Genomic DNA, 18259 nt, shown 5'->3' on the forward strand with positions numbered 1-18259 from the left:
AATTATATATTAATCTTTAGTGTATCGTAAGCCAAATGAACGTTTTTAGGAAGCTTTTTTTCTACTTCTTCATGAAAACCCATTATATGACTGATATGTGTAAAATATGTTTTTTCTGGTTTTACTTTTTCAACAAACTCTAGTGCTTCTGTTACATTGAAATGGGAATAGTGAGGCTCTTCACGCAATGCGTTTACTACCAACACCTTTGTTCCCATTACTTTTTCAATTTCTTCGTCAGATATCGTTTTTACATCGGTTAAATATGTAAAATCTTCAACGCGAAATCCTAATACTGGAAGCTTATCGTGCATCGCTTCAATAGGAATGACTTTTTTCCCTCCTATGGTAAAAGGTGTATTCTTATCTATTTCAATTGCTTCAATACTTGGAGCACCTGGATATTTATTTTCAATGGCAAAAATATATGCAAATCGTTCCCGAAGAGACTTAAACACACGCTTAGCTGCATAGAAAGGCATAGTACCTTGTCTAAAGTTAAAAGGCCGAATATCGTCTAAACCTGCAGTATGGTCACTGTGTTCGTGCGTAATGAGGATGCCATCAACTTTAGAAACATTTTCTCGTAGCATTTGATATCTAAAATCGGGGCCACAATCAATTACAAAATTATAATCATCCCAAGATAGTAACGCAGAAACTCTTAAGCGTTTATCCCTGGGATCTTTACTTAAACAAACCTCGTGTTTACTCCCAATTACTGGGATTCCCTGAGATGTTCCCGTTCCTAAAAATGTAACCGTGATTGTAGATTTCATTCCCGCAAAAATAATAGTATTTTTTTTGTTTACCTATTGTATTTGCTACCTTTGTTAATAAGAATTAATAGAACATACTATGCCGGAATCCATACTAGGAGATAAGGAGTTTGAGAACATACCATCCATTAGAAGCAAAGCTTTAAGAATTAACCTTAACGAAAATATTTATGGCACTTTTGCTGAAATTGGTGCTGGACAAGAAACTGTTCGAAACTTTTTTAGAGCTGGAGGAGCCTCGGGAACTGTAGCTAAAACAATGTCGGCATACGACAAAGATTTTAGCGATGCTATTTATGGTGTTGAGGAAGACGGTAGATACGTTACAGAGTCTAGACTGCAAAAAATGCTTACACACGAATTCGATCTTATTGAGGAACGAATCGACCGTGTAAAACATCCCAATAGACTTTTCTTTGCTTTTGCTAACACTGTTGCAACTATAGATTTTGCCAAAAAATATAAAGGCCACGGTTGGGTAGGGCTTCGATTTCAAATAGACCCTACCGAACCTTATAATGAAATTACACTTCATATTCGTTTCCACGAAAATGATGCGCAATTGCAACAAGTAACATTAGGCAAACTTGGAGTAAACCTAATTTACGGTGCATATTATAAATACGATGAGCCTAATAAACTTTTACGTTATTTATACGACCACATCGATCAAGATAAAATTGAAATAGATACCATTAACTTTTACGGTCCGCGTTTTGAAAATGTAGATAATAGGTTAATGAGTCTGCAGCTTATTAAAAATGGAATGACCGATGCTGTTATGTTTGATGCTAGTGGATACAACGTGTTACCCGCTAAAATCCTCTATAAAAAGAATATTCTAGCCTTACGTGGAAGTTTTAGACCTGTTACCAAAGTAAACATCGATATGTTTAAGCATTCTTATGAAATGTTTTTAAATGAAAACAGAGTAGATAAGAATAAGACAGAGGTGATTTTCGAAATCACACTTTCTAATTTACGCGCTGATGGAGAGATTGATGAAGAAGACTTTATGGATAGAGCAAAACTACTTTGTTCGTTAGGCCATACAGTAATGATTTCAAACTTTCAGGAATACTACAAGTTGGTTGAATATTTTGCGCGTTACACCAAATTGCGAATGGGTCTAGCGATGGGTGTAAGTAATTTGATCGATATTTTTGATGAAAAATACTATCGTCATTTAAGCGGGGGAATTCTTGAAGCTTTTGGAAAATTATTCTTTAAGGACCTTAAGGTTTATTTATACCCAATGAAAGATGCTGAAACTGGGGAATATATAAATAGTGAAAACCTAAAAGTTCATCCACGAATGAAAGAGTTGTACAAATTCTTTAAATACAATGGAAAAGTTGTAGACATTAAAGATTACAATCCAGAACACATGGATATTTTTTCAAGAGAAGTATTACAGATGATTGAAGAAAACAAAGACGGCTGGGAAGAAATGTTACCAGCCGGTGTCTCTGAAACTATTAAGAAAAAGAGATTATTTAACTATAATCCCCATCCCGAAGAAATAAAAGATTAATCTTCTAGAATTTGAGCTGCGTGATCTTTAGTTTTTACTTTATCGATTACGCGCTCTATTATACCTTCTTCATTAATGATAAAAGTTTTACGGTGAATACCATCGTATTCTCTCCCCATAAACTTTTTCGGACCCCAAACTCCAAATCCATTAAGCACCTCTTTATTTTCATCGGCTAACAATGGGAATGGCAGTTTGTATTTTTCTTTAAAATTTGTTTGTCGCTTTTCACTATCGGCGCTTACTCCTAAAAGCTCATAACCTTGATCTTGTAACGTTTGATAATTATCTCGTAAATTGCAAACCTCTGCCGTACAACCAGGTGTACTAGCTTTTGGATAGAAAAAAACCACCCATTTTTTACCTTTATAATCCTCTGACGATATAGGATTTCCACTTTGATCGTTAACTTTAAAATTTGGCGCCTTATCGCCGGCTTGTAATGTTTTCATTATCCTTATTTTTGTATAAAAGTACTTAAAATGACAAAGAAAGAAAAGGTTGAATTCGTTATAGATACGTTAAACACCCTTTACCCACAAATACCTGTACCGCTAGATCACAAGGACCCATACACATTATTAATCGCGGTACTGCTATCGGCGCAAAGTACAGATGTACGAGTTAATCAAATCACACCTTTGCTGTTTGAAGTTGCCGATAATCCGTACGATATGGTTAAACTCTCTGTTGAAGAAATAAGAGATATAATTAAGCCCGTAGGGCTATCTCCTATGAAATCAAAAGGAATACACGGTCTATCTCAGATATTGATTGAAAATTACAACGGGGTGGTTCCAAATGATTTGGAAACCTTAAAAACGTTTCCAGCCGTTGGTCATAAAACAGCTAGTGTTGTTGTGAGCCAAGCTTTTAATATTCCTGCCTTCCCAGTAGACACGCATATACACAGACTAATGTATCGTTGGGGTTTTTCTAACGGGAAAAATGTAGTGCAAACCGAAAAAGACGCAAAGCGATTATTTCCTAAGGATTTATGGAATAAACTTCACCTTCAAATGATTTGGTATGGCAGGCAATACTCCCCTGCTCGCGGATGGGACTTAGAGAAAGATATCATCACAAAAACAGTTGGTAGAAAATCGGTAATTAATGAGTACTGGAAAAAGAAAAAGAAGTAATTACTAAACTGTCTTTCAGTTTATATTTTAAGCAATTATGAAGTAGTGGGACATGTTAAAATATAAAAAAACCCTGAAACTTTTGTTTCAGGGCTTTTCCAAAGTTTAGTTAAGAAGTGCTTCAAACTTCTTGTTTTGGTAATCTATAACACTTAAAGCCATCGAATAATCCAGAAGAAATTTTATAGTTTCTTCTTTTGGAACGAGATTTTTATTCACGTCGTCCACACGTGATATTTTAGAGTAAAATTTTTGCATAGATTCTTGTTGTTTAGTGGTTTATTCCCAAATAACGCAACAAAAATCATATTATTGTATCAATTGGTTAATATAATATTATGTTTATCAATTACTTTCCTTAAATTTATTAGCGCATATCGCATTCTTCCCAAGGCGGTATTGATGCTAACACCCGTTTGCTCGCTAATTTCCTTAAAGCTCATGTCTTTATACATTCGCATAACCAAAACTTCTCTTTGATCTTCAGGAAGTTCTTCTATTAATCTTCGGACATCATCTTCTACTTGTCCTTTAATGATTTGTTTTTCAGCATTTAAAGAATTATCACTTAAAACAGAAAAAATATTAAAATCATTATTATTCTCGAATTTAGGCATGCGATTGCTTTTTCTGAAATGATCTATCACCAAGTTATGTGCTATACGCATCACCCATGGAAGGAATTTTCCTTCTTCATTATACCCACCTTTTTTAAGGGTTTTAATAACCTTAATAAAAGTGTCCTGAAATATATCTTCAGATATATCTCTATCATAGACTTTGGAATAAATAAAACTGTAAATTCTTTGTTTGTGGCGCATTATTAATTCGCCAAGTGCAGATTCATTACCCTTAATATAAGCGCTTACCAAAAACGCATCAGTGTTCGTTTGTTGCTCCATACCAATACTTACTAAATAAATAAACAACAATAATTTCGTTGTTTAATAAAATGTTTATTTGTTAAAAGTAAAGGTCAGCTATAGGCAATAATTTATAATTAAGACGTTGTAAAGCGTAAATATAACAACATTCACTTCACAAAAGCAAAAAATTGCTTAAAATTTTCCATAATAAATAATAATATCGGCAAAAGTGTGTTGCTCAAACCTATATAGTATCTTTGCAATCCTGATTACAAGTGGGAATAATAAAGAAAGATATTACATTGAAAAGAGAAACTGTAGATACTAAGAACAATATCCTTATTCAAGGCGCAAAGCTTCACAATCTAAAAAATATAACTGTTGCTATACCTCGTAATAAATTAGTAGTTATTACTGGACTTTCTGGAAGTGGCAAGTCCAGTTTGGCATTCGACACGCTTTACGCCGAAGGGCAACGCCGCTATGTAGAAAGCCTTTCGAGTTATGCGCGTCAGTTTTTAGGAAGACTAGACAAGCCAAAAGTTGATTCTATTAAAGGTATTTCTCCTGCCATTGCTATTGAACAAAAAGTAAATTCAACAAATCCAAGATCTACCGTAGGTACGTCCACCGAGATCTATGATTATCTGAAATTACTTTATACGCGAATTGGAAAAACAATTTCTCCAATTTCAGGAAGAGAAGTAAAAAAAGACACTACTTCAGATGTTATTAAATTTATCAAAACTTTTTCGGAAGGGGAAAAATTATTGCTCCTCGCTCCTATTCATCTTGAAGAAGGGCGAACCATGGAAAATAAAATCCAAGCCTTAGCACAACAAGGATACGCTCGTGTAAAGGTTAAAGATGAAGTAATACGCATAGATGAGTTGAAATCGTTTCCAAAGAAAATTGATGTTGTTGTAGACCGCGTTATTACAAAAAATGAAGAAGATTTTTACAACCGTCTGGCCGATGCAGTTGAAATAGCCTTTTTTGAAGGAAAAGGTGAATTGTATATTGAAGAACTTTCTTCAAAAAAAATCACTGAATTTAACAATCGTTTTGAAGCCGATGGAATGTCGTTTATGGAGCCCAACGCTCATTTGTTTAGCTTTAACAATCCTTACGGCGCCTGTCCCGTTTGTGAAGGGTATGGCGATGTAATTGGGGTGGATGAAGATTTAGTAATTCCAAATACCGCTCTTTCTGTATATGAAAATGCTATTTTCCCTTGGCGTGGTGAAAGTATGAGTTGGTACCGCGATCAGTTAGTAAATAGCGCCTATAAATTCGATTTTCCTATTCACAAACCTTGGTTTCAACTTACTGAGGAACAAAAACAATTGGTTTGGAAAGGGAATAAACATTTTGAAGGCTTAAACTCGTTCTTTTCATTTTTAGAATCGAAGAGTTATAAAATTCAAAATCGTGTGATGTTATCGCGTTATCGAGGAAAGACGAAATGTGCAACTTGTAACGGAAAAAGACTTCGTCCTGAAGCAAGCTATATAAAAATCAACAAAACCTCCATTCAAGAGTTAGTTGAACTACCGCTTGATAAACTTGCGGATTTCTTTAAAAACCTTGAACTTTCAGAATACGATGCTAAAGTAGGAAAGCGTTTATTGCTAGAAATTAATAATCGCATAAGTTTTTTAAGAGATGTTGGTTTAGGCTATTTAACGCTTAATCGTAAATCGAATACACTTTCTGGTGGAGAGTCGCAACGAATAAACCTCGCTACATCTCTAGGAAGCAGCTTGGTAGGTTCTATGTATATATTAGACGAACCTAGTATCGGGCTACATCCAAAGGATACAGAAAGACTTATTGTAGTGTTGAAAGCCTTACGCGATTTAGGAAATACTGTGATTGTTGTAGAACACGATGAAGATATCATGAAAGCCGCCGATCAGATTATAGATATTGGTCCTGAAGCGGGAACGTATGGAGGTGAGGTAGTGGCCCAAGGAAATTATGAGGAGATTTTAAAGTCTGATTCCCTTACAGCAAAATATCTCAATGGCGAAATGGAGATTGAAGTTCCGAAAAAACGTCGGACTTCAAAAAATAAAATTTCTATTGCTGGCGCTAGGCAGAACAATTTAAAAAACATCGATATCACCTTTATGCTCAATGTTTTTACAGCGGTAACTGGTGTTTCTGGAAGTGGAAAAAGTACCTTGGTTAAAAAGATACTCTACCCTGCCCTACTGCGTAAAATTGGTGGTTATGGTGAAAAACCAGGCCAGTTTTCAGAAATTACTGGAGATTTTAATACCATTAAAAGTATTGAATTTATCGACCAGAACCCAATTGGTCGCTCAAGTAGAAGTAATCCCGTTACCTATATTAAGGCGTACGATGATATTCGAAATTTATTCGCCTCACAAAAACTATCGGATATACGCGGGTTCAAACCTAAACACTTCTCATTTAATGTAGATGGTGGACGATGTGAAACGTGTAAAGGTGAAGGAGAAGTTACTGTAGAAATGCAGTTTATGGCCGATGTACATTTGGTATGTGATACCTGTAACGGCAAGCGCTTTAAAAAAGAAGTCTTAGAGGTTACCTTTCAAGATAAAAATATAGATGACATTCTAAGTATGACAGTTGATGATGCTGTAACTTTTTTTGGCAAACACGCACAGTCAAAAATTGCTGCAAAACTACAGCCCCTACAAGATGTTGGACTTGGATACGTACAATTAGGACAAAGCTCTTCTACCCTTTCTGGTGGAGAAGCACAACGTATTAAACTCGCTTCATTCTTAGTTAAAGGAACTTCAAAAGAAAAAACTGTATTTATATTTGACGAACCTACCACCGGACTGCATTTCCACGATATTAAAAAGCTACTCGCTTCTTTTTATGCTTTATTAGAAAAAGGACATACAGTAATTGTTGTAGAACACAATCAAGACCTAATTAAATGCGCCGATTATATTGTAGATCTCGGCCCAGAAGGAGGAGAAAATGGAGGTAACATTGTTGCCAAAGGCACTCCAGAAGAAGTGGTAAAAAGTAAAAAATCCTTTACAGCTGCATATTTAAAAGAGAAGCTATAATCACATATATTTGGCATACTATTTGAAATTAAACTAACAGAAACTTTTAGTTTTTGGTTGGTTAGTTTTTAAAACCCGTTGCAAATGACAATACATTTCAGCGGGTTTTTTAATGTTTCACCTCCAACCCACTCTATTTCAAATTTCTCTACTCTCTGTTCTCTACTCTCTACTCTCTACTCTCTACTCTCTACTCTCTGTTCTCCTCTCTAACAAACCCGCGCCTGATAATCAACACTTTGATACTTTGGCACGGTCGTTGAACAACCTTAATCGTACCGAACTACCAAAGAACTTAGAGAAGTACAAACCTTTAAATCTTAACCTTATGAAAAACTTAGCACTTATCTTCAGCATACTTTTTATGGGATTATCTGCTACTGCAGCATCGCCAGAAAGTGAAAACAATATTAGAAGAAATTATGACGGCAACGCATACATCTTCGTAGAAGGCGATGTAGAATTTTCTGTCTTCCCAGATGGGCAATTCGACTTCGTTTATATCGGACCTCAAAAAGGTTCTAACGTAACCATTTCCTCAAGAAACGTTAATATAAGTTTCAATTCAGGATATAATTATGACGCCTATGTTCAATACGACGATTATGGAGCGGTAATTCAGGTAGTAAATGTACCTATTTATTACGACGAATATGGTCGTATTAGTCAAGCTGGAAATGTTGATATTCGATATAATAACCGACGTTTAGTACGTGTAGGTGGCTTACGCGTTATATATAATCACTACGGTCATTTTTCACATGTAAGTGGATATATTAACCCTTACAATAGATATTACGTTTACCGTCCGTGGCATGTTTATTATGCTAGACCACTCTATACACACTGTGTAGTTTACGACAGACCTTATAGAAGATACTACACACCTGTGCGATATAGCTACCACGAACATATAGTGTATTACAAAAAGAGAGATAAAGTAGCATACCACAACGGCCGTAGAGATTTTTATCGTCCAGGAAGCCGAGTGTATGATAAAAGAGGAAGAGCGTCTATTAATAAAGACTTCAACCCAAGTAGAGAAAACACTATGATTTCTAACAATACTAGAGTTAAAAACTCGGTTAGAAATAACGATAGATCAAACAACCCTGTACGTTCAAATACCAGAAGCAACACCGTTACAAGAAACGTAAGTACTTCTAGTAGAGGCGCTGTAAAAACTGATAGAAACGTTAGAAATAGTAACGTAAACGCAAACAGTAATCGCAACAAGAAAAGTGTTTTAAAGCGTACAAACAATAACACCCCTATTAAGAGCTCGAACACTAGAACAGGAAGCGTAGAGCAAAGAAATACTCCTAGAACTGTAAAGAGTACTAGAAGTAACACTAGTAGAGCTACAACAATTTCACAGAATAGAAAAAGTACAGTTAAAACACAAACTAGAAATGTTTCAACAAATAAAAGTAATAGAACAGTAACTAGAAATAAATCTCAAGCTCCTACGCGCACCACAATAAGCCGTAGTACTTCAGTAAAAAAATCTAGTGCACCTGCTCCTAGCAGAACAAAAGCAAATACCTCAAGAAGAAGTTCTTCAAGAGAATCTAATTCTAAAGGATCTAGAGGAAGAGGATAAAAATAGTTTTTTGGTTGGTTTGTTAACCCCTCGTGATTCACATTATGTGAAACTCGGGGGGTTGACTTTTTGAATTCAGATTTAAATAATTTAGAATTATGGATTCAGAATTCGGAATTATGCTTTTGGAAGTTGGAAGTTGGAACCAAGAGCCAAGAGCCAAGAGACAAGAGACAAGAGACAAGAGCCAAGAGACAAGAGATAAGAGACAAGAGCCAAGAGCCAAGAGACAAGAGATAAGAGACAAGAAATTAGAATCGATACTTTAGTCTAGCGTCTCACATCTCACATCTCAAATCTTTTATTAATTATGCTGTTGGAAGTTGGAAAGTGGAAGTTGGAAAGTGGAAGTTGGAAGTTGGAAGTTGGAAGTTAGAACCAAGAGACAAGAGACAAGAGACAAGAGCCAAGAGCCAAGAGACAAGAGATAAGAGACAAGAAATTAGAATCGATACTTTAGTCTAGCATCTCAAATCTCAAGTCTCAAATCTTTATTAATTATGCTTTGGGTGTTAAAAGGTGGAAGGTGGAGGTTGGAAGTTAGAAGTTAGAACCAAGAGCCAAGAGACAAGAGACAAGAGACAAGAGATAAAAGACAAGAAATTAGAATCGAGACTTTAGTCTAGCATCTCAAATCTCACGTCTCAAATCTCACGTCTCAAATCTCACGTCTCAAGTCTCAAATCTCAAGTCTTTTAATAACTCTGCTTTTGGAATTTTGAGTTTGAAATTTGGAATTTGGAACTGGAATCTTTACACTAACAACAATCAACTACGGATTTCCTCCTTCGGCAAATTGGACTTCGTATAGGTTTCTATAAAATCCATTTTCATTTTCTAGGAGTTCGTGGTGGGTGCCTTCTTCTACAATTTTACCAGCATCCATAACGATAATTTTATCGGCTTTTTTAATTGTCGCTAGTCGGTGAGCGATTACAATAGAAGTCCGATCTTTTGTTATTTTATCGGTGGCTGTTTGAATCAGCTCTTCAGAATAGGTGTCCACAGATGAAGTGGCTTCATCCAGCACCAAAATACTTGGCTTACTTACATAAGCCCGTAAAAACGAAATCAACTGTCGTTGCCCCGAAGAAAGCATACTTCCGCGTTCCTTTACATTGTAGTGATAGCCACCAGGCAAGCTTTCTATAAACTTATGTACCCCGATTTCTTTGGCGGCAGCTATAACCTCATCCTCTGTGATATTTGGATTGTTGAGCGTAATATTGTTGTATATAGTATCAGCAAATAGAAATACATCCTGAAGTACAACCGCTATCTGACTCGTAAAAGAAACTAAAGTGTACTCCTTTATATCGATATTATCAATTTTAATCACGCCGCTATTTATTTCGTAAAAACGATTCAGCAAATTGATAATCGTAGATTTTCCTGCTCCTGTGGCTCCAACTATGGCAACAGTATCCCCTGGATTTGCCTTAAATGAAATTCCTTTTATCACCTCTTCCCCTTCAATATACCCAAAATGTACATCTACAAATTCTATTTCACCTTTGGTATTGGTGTAGTCTATTGTTCCATTATCTTCAATATGCGACCTAGTATCTAGTATTCCAAAAACGCGGTTGGCAGCAACCATTCCCATTTGTAGGGTATTGAATTTATCGGCAATTTGCCTCAGCGGTCTAAAAAGCATTTCGGCATACTGAATAAATGCCGTTATAATACCGAGGGTTACAGCTCCGCCGCCAATAACATTTAGGCCTCCATACCAAACTACAAGACCCGTGGCAATTGCACCTGCCATTTCCGCAATAGGGAAAAATATTGAGTTATACCACACGGTACGAATCCACGCCTTTCGATGTTTTTTATTAATTTCCTGAAAGCGTTCGTATTCTGTTTTTTCCCGAGTGAAAATTTGTACAATTTTCATCCCTGTAATTCGCTCTTGAACAAAAGAATTTAAATTGGCTACTTGATTACGAACATCTTCAAAAGCTACTTTCATCGCCTTTTGGAAGACGCGAGTAGCATACATTATAAATGGTAATACAATAAACACGATTAGCGATAATCGCCAACTTTGTGTAAGCATAAACCCTGCAATAACTAGCATTTTTAATAAGTCGCTAATTATCATAAACAAGCCTTCACTAAAAATACTACTTATGGTTTCAACGTCGTTTACCGCGCGAGTAGTAAGTCTTCCCACCGCACTTTTATCGAAGTACTGCATTTTAAAGCTGGTCATTAATCGGAAAAGCTTTTGTCGCATATCCCGGATAACACTTTGTCCGAGCCAGTTGGTGTAAAAGATAAAGGCAAATTGAAACACCACTTCCAAAATTAGCACCACTAGCATAAGAATAACGTAGGTCATAAAGCCTTCGCTATCTTTTGGTACTATCGAATCGTCTATGGCGAGTTTTAAAAGATAAGGACGCAGCACTGCCAAACCAGACATAACAATTGCAGCAAATGCCACAAATATAAAGATGCCTCGGTAAGGTTTAGTAAAGCTCATTAATCGTTTAAAGAGCTTAAAATCGAATGCGTTGCCTTTGTTTTCTGACACTAGTTAGTTACTTGATTCATTTAAAAAATTAACGGTTGAAGTCTTAAGCTATATACCGTTTGTAATACGCTAATTTGGATTTAAATACCTCGCTTAAATATTAAATTTTATGCGACTTGCAAATTTAGGGCTTTTGGATGTATTAGACCAAGATAAAGTTTTGTTGGTTTTGGGGGAATTGAAAGATAAATCAAGATTTATAAAACTTATTAAATTTCCTTTACCAAATCATTTAAAAAAGCGTCCCATTGTAATGCAATTACCTTCGGCGAGAAAGCTTGCAAGTCCAAATCATTATATGGAAGATCAGATTTTAACATTTTCACAGCCTTACTGAGAGATGCTGATACACTTGAATCATCCTGCGGGTTAAACGTAGGTAAATAAAATTGTTCTAAAAACTCCTTTATATTACCTATTTCTGGACCTACAATCAGTTTTTTATATGTAAGACCTAAAAATATATTACCTGAATTCAAAGAGTCTTTCCTTGGTATGAATACAACATCGGTAGCTGAAAGCCAAAGCGATAAGTTTTCAAAATCCATAAAGCCATAATTAAATTTATATTCTGGTAGGTAGTCTTGATTATGGAAAGATTCTAAAATCTTTTTTACATCTATAAATTTTTTAAGCCTTTGACGTCCTTTAAATTCTATATTAAGCGATTTTTTAAACATTCTAGGAACTACAAGAAGTTTGTTTTTATTTTTTAACGCTTTAAAAGCTTTTAAAATTAAATTGCGCTCCTCTATACTTCTTATAGTGCCTGGCGCCAACACCAATAATTTATCATTTGATATCCCTAGGCGTTTTCTAGCTTCATCCTTTTTGAATATTATAAATTTTTCAGTATATAAAGGGTGAGGAATATACTTATGAATGACAGATGGGTATTTTTTTTGAAACAACTCTAAGCTAAACTTCCCCAAATGAACCATGGCATCGCAGTTCTCTAAAACTATTTCATACAGCTTCTCAAAGTTTCTGGTCATCCCTGTATGTCTTTGTAAGTTATGCACTACATAGACAACCTTCATATTTTTTTTCCAAAGAGCAAATTGTTTTTCTAAATGCAACAGTTGATCTTGGCTTGGCTCTCTCCAATTAAATAGTTGTTCAGGCCAATGGATTAGCACTATTGAATAATCATCAGTATTTGATTCTAAACAACCATATTCAAATCTCCACTGACTGAATTTTAGTATAGAATCAAAAAACGGATTTTCATCCTTGAAAGTTGGAATTAATACCTGATATTTCATGGAGTAATTCGTTTAATTCTTCCTGCTAAATAGCCTTTTAATTGAGCTTTAAGTGATGCGTTTGGGAGACTAAAAGTTTTTAAATGTTTTTTTAATTTCTTTGATAATTTCTTCCAAATAACATTTTTAGTTGTTTGGTAATAAGCTGGGTATAATTTAGCTAAGAACAACCGATTTCTAGTCATATAATAATGATACATAGCTCCCTTTTGACTAGAAAGGTGATATGCAATAGCTTCTATATTAGTCAGTAGCTTATAATTATTGTCTGTAGCTCTCATACACCATTCTGTTTCTTCAAAGTATAAGAAGAAATCTTCTCGCATTAACCCAATATCCTCAAAAACAGAAGTTCTAACTAAACAAGCACTCCCATTTACATAATCTATCGACTGTAATTTTGAATTATAACGAACCACGTCTACGGTTTTATTATTATTTAAATGATATGTATATAAGCCTTTTTCCAAATCAATTAACCCTCCGTCCGAATATATAAGTGTCGGGTCTTCTCTATAGCAAATTCGTGGACCTATTGCTGCCACATCTTGTTTTTGTAATAGTACTTGGATCAAATTTTCAACACAATTATAATCTAATCGAATATCTGGATTCAATAATAACACAAATGGAATCTCATTTAAAATTGCTTCCTGAATAGCATGATTATTCCCTGAAGCATAGCCTTTATTGGTAGTTAATAACCGTAAGTTACAATTAGGTATAGAAGCCTTTAAAATAGCAAGATCTTTTGAGCTAGATTTATTATCGACTACAATAGTTTTAAAATTGGTAAAGGTTTGATTTTTTAAATCATGGTATAAAGCAACTGTTTCTGTAGCCGAGTTATAATTAAGAATAATAATGTAAAGTTGCGAATGCATCAATGGTTGACTTTAATAAATAAACTGTTAAAAGAAATAATTATGTGTCTAGTACTCTTAAAATCTCGGCGTAGTACTTAGGACAAATTAAATCGGGGTTGAAGTTAGAAAAAGCAGACTTATTATAACTACCGTGCTCTTCAATAAGATTTTTATCATCATAGTACTTCATAACACTTTTAGACATTTCCTCTATGTCTAAATAAGGAACCACAAAGCCACCTCTATCTTTTATAACTTCATTAGTTCCAACAGCATTTTGAAAGCTTATTATTGGTTTCCCTAACATTCCTAATTCAATACATACCAAAGGAAATGGATCTTCTCTCGATGTCATTAAAAAAACATTAAAATTTGAAAATTTTAAATTAGGATTCTCTAGTTCTCCAACAAAGTGTACTTTATTCTGCAACCCCATTTTTTCAATATCAGCTTCTATTATAAACTTTACATCCTTGTTTATATTTCCGACCCATTCAAATATTATATTATCTGCATCATAATGCTTATTTATATAGCTTGCTACTTGTAGAAAAACATCGTAACCCTTACGCCAACTTACATGCCCTGAGGCACCAACTACAAAATTATTATGCTTTTTGGGCAAAGCTTTAAAATTCGAATCAACTATAGCACATTCATAAATAGTTGCCACTAATTCACTATCTATTAATCTATTTTTAATAAGATTATTTGCAACCAGATTAGATGCTGTAATAAAGCCATCAACACTTTCTACATATTGATTAAAGTTAGGTAAAAGTTGATTTATAACTGTGTTGAGCTCATGAATATGTGCCAAAACCTTACTTTTTAAGCTAATCTTCTTCAGAGCAACTGCAATTGGTATTGACACAATGGTATTTGCATAAATAACATCATATCCATTTTTTGCAAGATTAGATAAAAAAACATCTTTTGTGTTTTTCTGTTTATATATATGTAGTTTTTTTAAAATGCGTTGTATTATCGATAGAGTAGTTGTTTTTGTTTGTAGCGAATAATTATAATAATTGGAGCAATTCTCCTGAAATTCTTCCTCCATATTTCCACCACGTAAGGCTAAAACATCTACTCCAACTTGAGGCTGATGTTTTCGTAACCATCGTAAAAAATGAAGCAACACCATAGGAGCACCTGTTCTTGTGGTATCGTGAGTGATGAATAGGAGTTTCAATTTCATAACTCTACGTAATCAATATTATAGTTATGAGCAAAATTCTGTATTCGCATCCTTAAGGCCTTATGCAAATATATCGTAGAGCTTATTGAGATAACTCTATTCGTATTCTTAAAATATAAGGGCGCACTTGAATTGCCTGTTAAAAATAAAGTATTATCGTTTTTAAAATAACTAGAAAACACCTCAATAGGTAATGCCTTAAACTTATCATCAACAACTAAAACTCTACTATTATTGAACATTTTTATACGCTCTATTTTTTCATTCAAATCCCTTGGGTGAGGCTTAAAAAGTATAACCCCTTCGCTATCTTGTTTTAAAGCGAATTCTATCATCTGAAAGTAATAATTAACATCATCTTCAAATGCTATTCCTTCATGCAAATGATAATGTTGAGATAAAATAACGCCTCCTACCTTGCCTTTTAAGAATGTATATTCAAATTCTTTAGCTAAATTAAGTTTTAACATCTCTTTAAAAACAGGAGTACAGTCAATCTTTTTATAAACTCCTATTCGCTCAACATCATTCTTTAAATAAAATGGTGAGTAAACGATCTCTTTAATTGGAAACCGTTTCAAATACTCCCTAAGATATAAATAATTGAATCGCTTAAAATCTCTTTTTGGGAAAAAGTCTATAACACCGTCCGCGGTATAAACTACTCTCTTTGGATTAAGAAATGATAATAAAACTATATCAGAAAACATTTTGACCCGAATACTTGTTATCAAAACATCAATTTTTCTCAAGCTCAATAGAATAGGAAAACGATCTTCAATTTGCTTATCGATTTCACAGCGATTAAACACAAGTTTCTTAAAAAGATCATAAACAGACAAAGACCTAGGCTGAATATCAAAATTAATATCCTTTAAATAAGTAAAACCATATAAAACAGAGCAACTTTTAAAAAAATCCGCTAAACTTTCTCTATAAACTCCATTATATAAAACTACCGCTTCTTTTATATCTAATCCTTTTTTCTTTAACACTGATATTTGAAGCATTAATTGACTACTACCAGATGTTATTATTAACACATTTCTCATTCTTCAAACAACTTAGAGTAACTTGATAGGATTTTATTTTTTACTTGATTAACGCTAATATCAAAATGGTAATGATTATTTAAATTTAATTTATTATTCAAAATATCCTGTATTAGGTAATTATTGCTTTCATTAAATGATCTTAACAACCCTAGAATCTTAGGTGTATTACTTTCTAAAGGGATTAGTTTTGAGTTAAGCATCAAACCGAAAAGTAAAATATGATATCTTCCTGAAATTATTAATTCAAATTGGTCAAGTATATCTAAAAGATCTTTAATTAAAATTTTTGTGGCATCTACTACTTCACCACCTAATTCAATCCACAGATCAGCATATTTAGTTTCTCTTGCTTCAATCTTTAAATATACTGGTGTTGTGTACTTTTTTTTAATTTCTTTAAATTGAAGCTTGATTAAATTCTTTAACTCCTCTTCTGTTTTATAAGTATTATGATTAAAAATTACACCTGGTGTAAATATGCATCCTTCTTTATTTTCTATAGATCTTGTTTTAATAAAATCAGTTAGAAATGCACAATCTAAAACTAACTCTGCATTTATATTGTTTTTAAGCAAATATTGATACGACTCTACTTCTCGAACGTAAAGTACATCCGAACAACTTAATATCTTTAATAAAGAAGGTTTTAAATTATAAAAAGAACCATTTACTACATACACTTTCTTCCCAAGTTCCTTACTTAAACGAATAAACGCAAGTAAAGTTTTAGCACCAATCGAATTGCTATGAATTGTTCCTTCTGCATTAATTATAACGACATCTAGATACTTTAAAAGTATTAGAATATTTTTATCATTCTTAAAAAGATTATAGCTCTTTTCAAAAGTATTCTTATGAAACCATAGATTCGATTCATTGAAAAAGCTATAAGCAAATCCTAGGGGAAACTGATTCATCAAATTAACTCCTAAGGCTTCTTTTAATCCCTGAACAGTTGCTCTACAACCAGGATTATGATCTACTATATCCGTAACATTAAATAAAGCAATTTTTCTTTTAACTACCTCCACTCTGTCTCCTTTACTATTGATGCAAAACTATTATAGGCACTTCCTTCTACAAAAAATTCTAATATTGAGTCATATCGACAAATATTCTTTCCGTTAAAATCATTTTCTAAAAAACCAATATTAATAAAGTACTTCCCATTTGTTAAATCTATTCCTTTTATGATGAAAGAAATCCTATTTTCTCCTTTATTAAAGTAAACAATACTGTTTTCAATTGAAAAACATTGGTAAATAGACTTCATCTCCTGATCTAATACTGTATAATGCAGAACAAACTTTTTAATTTCTAGTGGCATCTTAAAAGATAAATCTATTGTTAAATCATCCCCATGTTTAACTACAGGTTTATCTAAATAAGCAGTGAAATCATCTAATACACTTTCACCTACAACAGACTTAATTCCAGAACTCTGCTCTATTAAGTATTTATAAATAACATTGTCTACTGCATCATACTTTTGAACTCTTCCTTTTTCTAATAACAAGCCTTTATCACAAATTCTTCCAACTAAAGGCATAGAATGACTAACAAAAATCATAGCAGTAGTTTTACTTAGCTCAGTCATTCTATTAAAACATTTAGCTCTAAAACTTGAGTCCCCAACCGCCAAAACCTCATCTATAATCAACACATCCGGTTCCATTTGTGCGGCTACTGCAAAGCCTAAACGCACTTTCATTCCTGAACTATAATGCTGTACCGGCATGTCTATAAAGTCTTCCAATTCTGCAAAAGCAATGATATCTTCCAATTTGGCATCTATTTCTCGCCGGCTAAACCCTAAAATAGCCCCATTGTTATAAATATTTTCGCGTCCACTAAGTATGGGGTTAAATCCAGCGCCCAGCTCAATAAGTGCACCCACACGCCCTTTAATAGTTACTTTACCAGCATCTGGGTTAATAAGTCCGTTAAGTATTTTAAGTAAAGTCGATTTTCCAGCCCCATTATGGCCAATTAAGCCCAAACATTCGCCTCGTCGCAATTCAAAACTAATATCTTTCACTGCCCAAAACTCCTTTGGGCGCAACAAACGTTCGGTATCAGAACCACGCACACCACTCACCAAATCCTTCACTCCATACCACAAGCTAGTTTTAAGATCCTTGCAAAACTTTTTGGAAAGGTTTTCTACTTTTACTAAAATTTCACTGTCGTTCATTAGATGATCGTTGGTTGCGGGTTGTTTGTGATTTATATTTTGTGAAAAATAGCAATATACTTTCAAACTTCAACTTTCTATCACTTATTTTATATCTAATCAATTTCAAAATTTTCAATCTCTAGGCAATCACTCCATGTT

General features: G+C 33.9%; 16 protein-coding genes. 5 read left to right on the plus strand and 11 right to left on the minus strand.

Annotated features, from left to right (window positions below):
* Positions 1-2 precede the first annotated feature (2 nt).
* Positions 3-779, minus strand: a complete 777-nt coding sequence (locus tag RT250_RS08215; RefSeq protein ID WP_313113832.1) for an MBL fold metallo-hydrolase — start codon at positions 777-779, stop codon at positions 3-5.
* 79 nt (positions 780-858) lie between these two features.
* On the opposite strand from RT250_RS08215, the gene RT250_RS08220 reads away from it, so the two are divergent.
* Entirely contained in the window at positions 859-2313 is a 1455-nt protein-coding gene (locus RT250_RS08220; RefSeq protein WP_313113834.1) for a TonB-dependent receptor, read from the plus strand.
* Here the strand turns inward: RT250_RS08220 and bcp are convergent.
* Positions 2310-2765 (minus strand): thioredoxin-dependent thiol peroxidase, encoded by a 456-nt coding sequence (bcp, locus tag RT250_RS08225; protein WP_313113836.1) that lies wholly within the window; start codon positions 2763-2765, stop codon positions 2310-2312. The two genes, RT250_RS08220 and bcp, sit on opposite strands and share 4 nt — an antisense overlap.
* 30 nt (positions 2766-2795) lie before the next feature.
* On the opposite strand from bcp, the gene RT250_RS08230 reads away from it, so the two are divergent.
* Positions 2796-3455 (plus strand): endonuclease III domain-containing protein, encoded by a 660-nt coding sequence (locus RT250_RS08230; protein WP_313113839.1) that lies wholly within the window; start codon positions 2796-2798, stop codon positions 3453-3455.
* 105 nt (positions 3456-3560) lie between these two features.
* Here the strand turns inward: RT250_RS08230 and RT250_RS08235 are convergent, their stop codons facing one another.
* Both RT250_RS08235 and RT250_RS08240 read right to left on the minus strand, forming a co-directional pair.
* A complete protein-coding gene (locus RT250_RS08235; RefSeq protein ID WP_165148262.1) occupies positions 3561-3713 on the minus strand; it encodes a hypothetical protein in 153 nt (50 codons plus the stop codon).
* A gap of 59 nt (positions 3714-3772) precedes the next feature.
* Complete coding sequence (locus RT250_RS08240) at positions 3773-4357, minus strand: RNA polymerase sigma factor (RefSeq protein ID WP_313113921.1); 585 nt, start codon at positions 4355-4357, stop codon at positions 3773-3775.
* A 266-nt stretch (positions 4358-4623) separates the two neighbouring features.
* On the opposite strand from RT250_RS08240, the gene uvrA reads away from it, so the two are divergent.
* The 3 genes from uvrA to RT250_RS08255 all read left to right on the plus strand — a co-directional run bounded on the left by uvrA (position 4624) and on the right by RT250_RS08255 (position 9267).
* On the plus strand, positions 4624-7395 hold the full coding sequence (gene uvrA, locus RT250_RS08245) for an excinuclease ABC subunit UvrA (protein ID WP_313113841.1): 2772 nt from the start codon (positions 4624-4626) through the stop codon (positions 7393-7395).
* Between the two features lie 328 nt (positions 7396-7723).
* Positions 7724-8998 (plus strand): hypothetical protein, encoded by a 1275-nt coding sequence (locus tag RT250_RS08250; protein WP_313113843.1) that lies wholly within the window; start codon positions 7724-7726, stop codon positions 8996-8998.
* Positions 8999-9096: 98 nt separating this feature from the next.
* On the plus strand, positions 9097-9267 hold the full coding sequence (locus RT250_RS08255; protein ID WP_313113845.1) for a hypothetical protein: 171 nt from the start codon (positions 9097-9099) through the stop codon (positions 9265-9267).
* A gap of 503 nt (positions 9268-9770) precedes the next feature.
* Here the strand turns inward: RT250_RS08255 and RT250_RS08260 are convergent.
* From RT250_RS08260 to RT250_RS08290, 7 genes are all read right to left on the minus strand, one after another.
* Entirely contained in the window at positions 9771-11537 is a 1767-nt protein-coding gene (locus RT250_RS08260; RefSeq protein ID WP_313113847.1) for an ABC transporter ATP-binding protein, read from the minus strand.
* A gap of 209 nt (positions 11538-11746) precedes the next feature.
* A complete protein-coding gene (locus RT250_RS08265; RefSeq protein ID WP_313113849.1) occupies positions 11747-12802 on the minus strand; it encodes a glycosyltransferase family protein in 1056 nt (351 codons plus the stop codon).
* On the minus strand, positions 12799-13686 hold the full coding sequence (locus tag RT250_RS08270; protein ID WP_313113850.1) for a glycosyltransferase family 2 protein: 888 nt from the start codon (positions 13684-13686) through the stop codon (positions 12799-12801). The genes RT250_RS08265 and RT250_RS08270 overlap by 4 nt, the downstream gene beginning before the upstream one ends.
* A gap of 40 nt (positions 13687-13726) precedes the next feature.
* On the minus strand, positions 13727-14869 hold the full coding sequence (locus RT250_RS08275) for a glycosyltransferase (protein ID WP_313113852.1): 1143 nt from the start codon (positions 14867-14869) through the stop codon (positions 13727-13729).
* Complete coding sequence (locus RT250_RS08280) at positions 14866-15879, minus strand: polysialyltransferase family glycosyltransferase (RefSeq protein WP_313113853.1); 1014 nt, start codon at positions 15877-15879, stop codon at positions 14866-14868. The genes RT250_RS08275 and RT250_RS08280 overlap by 4 nt, the downstream gene beginning before the upstream one ends.
* Before the next feature lie 38 nt (positions 15880-15917).
* The gene (locus RT250_RS08285; RefSeq protein WP_313113855.1) at positions 15918-16955 is read right to left on the minus strand and encodes a polysaccharide pyruvyl transferase family protein; all 1038 of its coding nucleotides are present in this window, start codon (positions 16953-16955) and stop codon (positions 15918-15920) included.
* Positions 16946-18118: an ABC transporter ATP-binding protein gene (locus RT250_RS08290; RefSeq protein ID WP_313113857.1), complete on the minus strand. Its 1173-nt coding sequence runs from the start codon at positions 18116-18118 to the stop codon at positions 16946-16948. Before RT250_RS08290 ends, RT250_RS08285 begins: the two co-directional genes overlap by 10 nt.
* Positions 18119-18259 lie beyond the last annotated feature (141 nt).

It is taken from the genome of Aequorivita sediminis, assembly GCF_032080575.2.
Lineage (GTDB): Bacteria > Bacteroidota > Bacteroidia > Flavobacteriales > Flavobacteriaceae > Aequorivita > Aequorivita sediminis.

Coding starts and splice junctions, on each gene's coding strand:
- RT250_RS08240 (WP_313113921.1), bottom strand. CDS start 4,357: ATGGAGCAACAAACGAACACTGATGCGTTTTTGGTAAGCGCTTATATT.
- RT250_RS08280 (WP_313113853.1), bottom strand. CDS start 15,879: ATGCTTCAAATATCAGTGTTAAAGAAAAAAGGATTAGATATAAAAGAA.
- RT250_RS08230 (WP_313113839.1), top strand. CDS start 2,796: ATGACAAAGAAAGAAAAGGTTGAATTCGTTATAGATACGTTAAACACC.
- RT250_RS08215 (WP_313113832.1), bottom strand. CDS start 779: ATGAAATCTACAATCACGGTTACATTTTTAGGAACGGGAACATCTCAG.
- RT250_RS08220 (WP_313113834.1), top strand. CDS start 859: ATGCCGGAATCCATACTAGGAGATAAGGAGTTTGAGAACATACCATCC.
- bcp (WP_313113836.1), bottom strand. CDS start 2,765: ATGAAAACATTACAAGCCGGCGATAAGGCGCCAAATTTTAAAGTTAAC.
- RT250_RS08235 (WP_165148262.1), bottom strand. CDS start 3,713: ATGCAAAAATTTTACTCTAAAATATCACGTGTGGACGACGTGAATAAA.
- RT250_RS08290 (WP_313113857.1), bottom strand. CDS start 18,118: ATGAACGACAGTGAAATTTTAGTAAAAGTAGAAAACCTTTCCAAAAAG.
- RT250_RS08275 (WP_313113852.1), bottom strand. CDS start 14,869: ATGAAATTGAAACTCCTATTCATCACTCACGATACCACAAGAACAGGT.
- RT250_RS08265 (WP_313113849.1), bottom strand. CDS start 12,802: ATGAAATATCAGGTATTAATTCCAACTTTCAAGGATGAAAATCCGTTT.
- RT250_RS08255 (WP_313113845.1), top strand. CDS start 9,097: ATGGATTCAGAATTCGGAATTATGCTTTTGGAAGTTGGAAGTTGGAAC.
- RT250_RS08270 (WP_313113850.1), bottom strand. CDS start 13,686: ATGCATTCGCAACTTTACATTATTATTCTTAATTATAACTCGGCTACA.
- RT250_RS08250 (WP_313113843.1), top strand. CDS start 7,724: ATGAAAAACTTAGCACTTATCTTCAGCATACTTTTTATGGGATTATCT.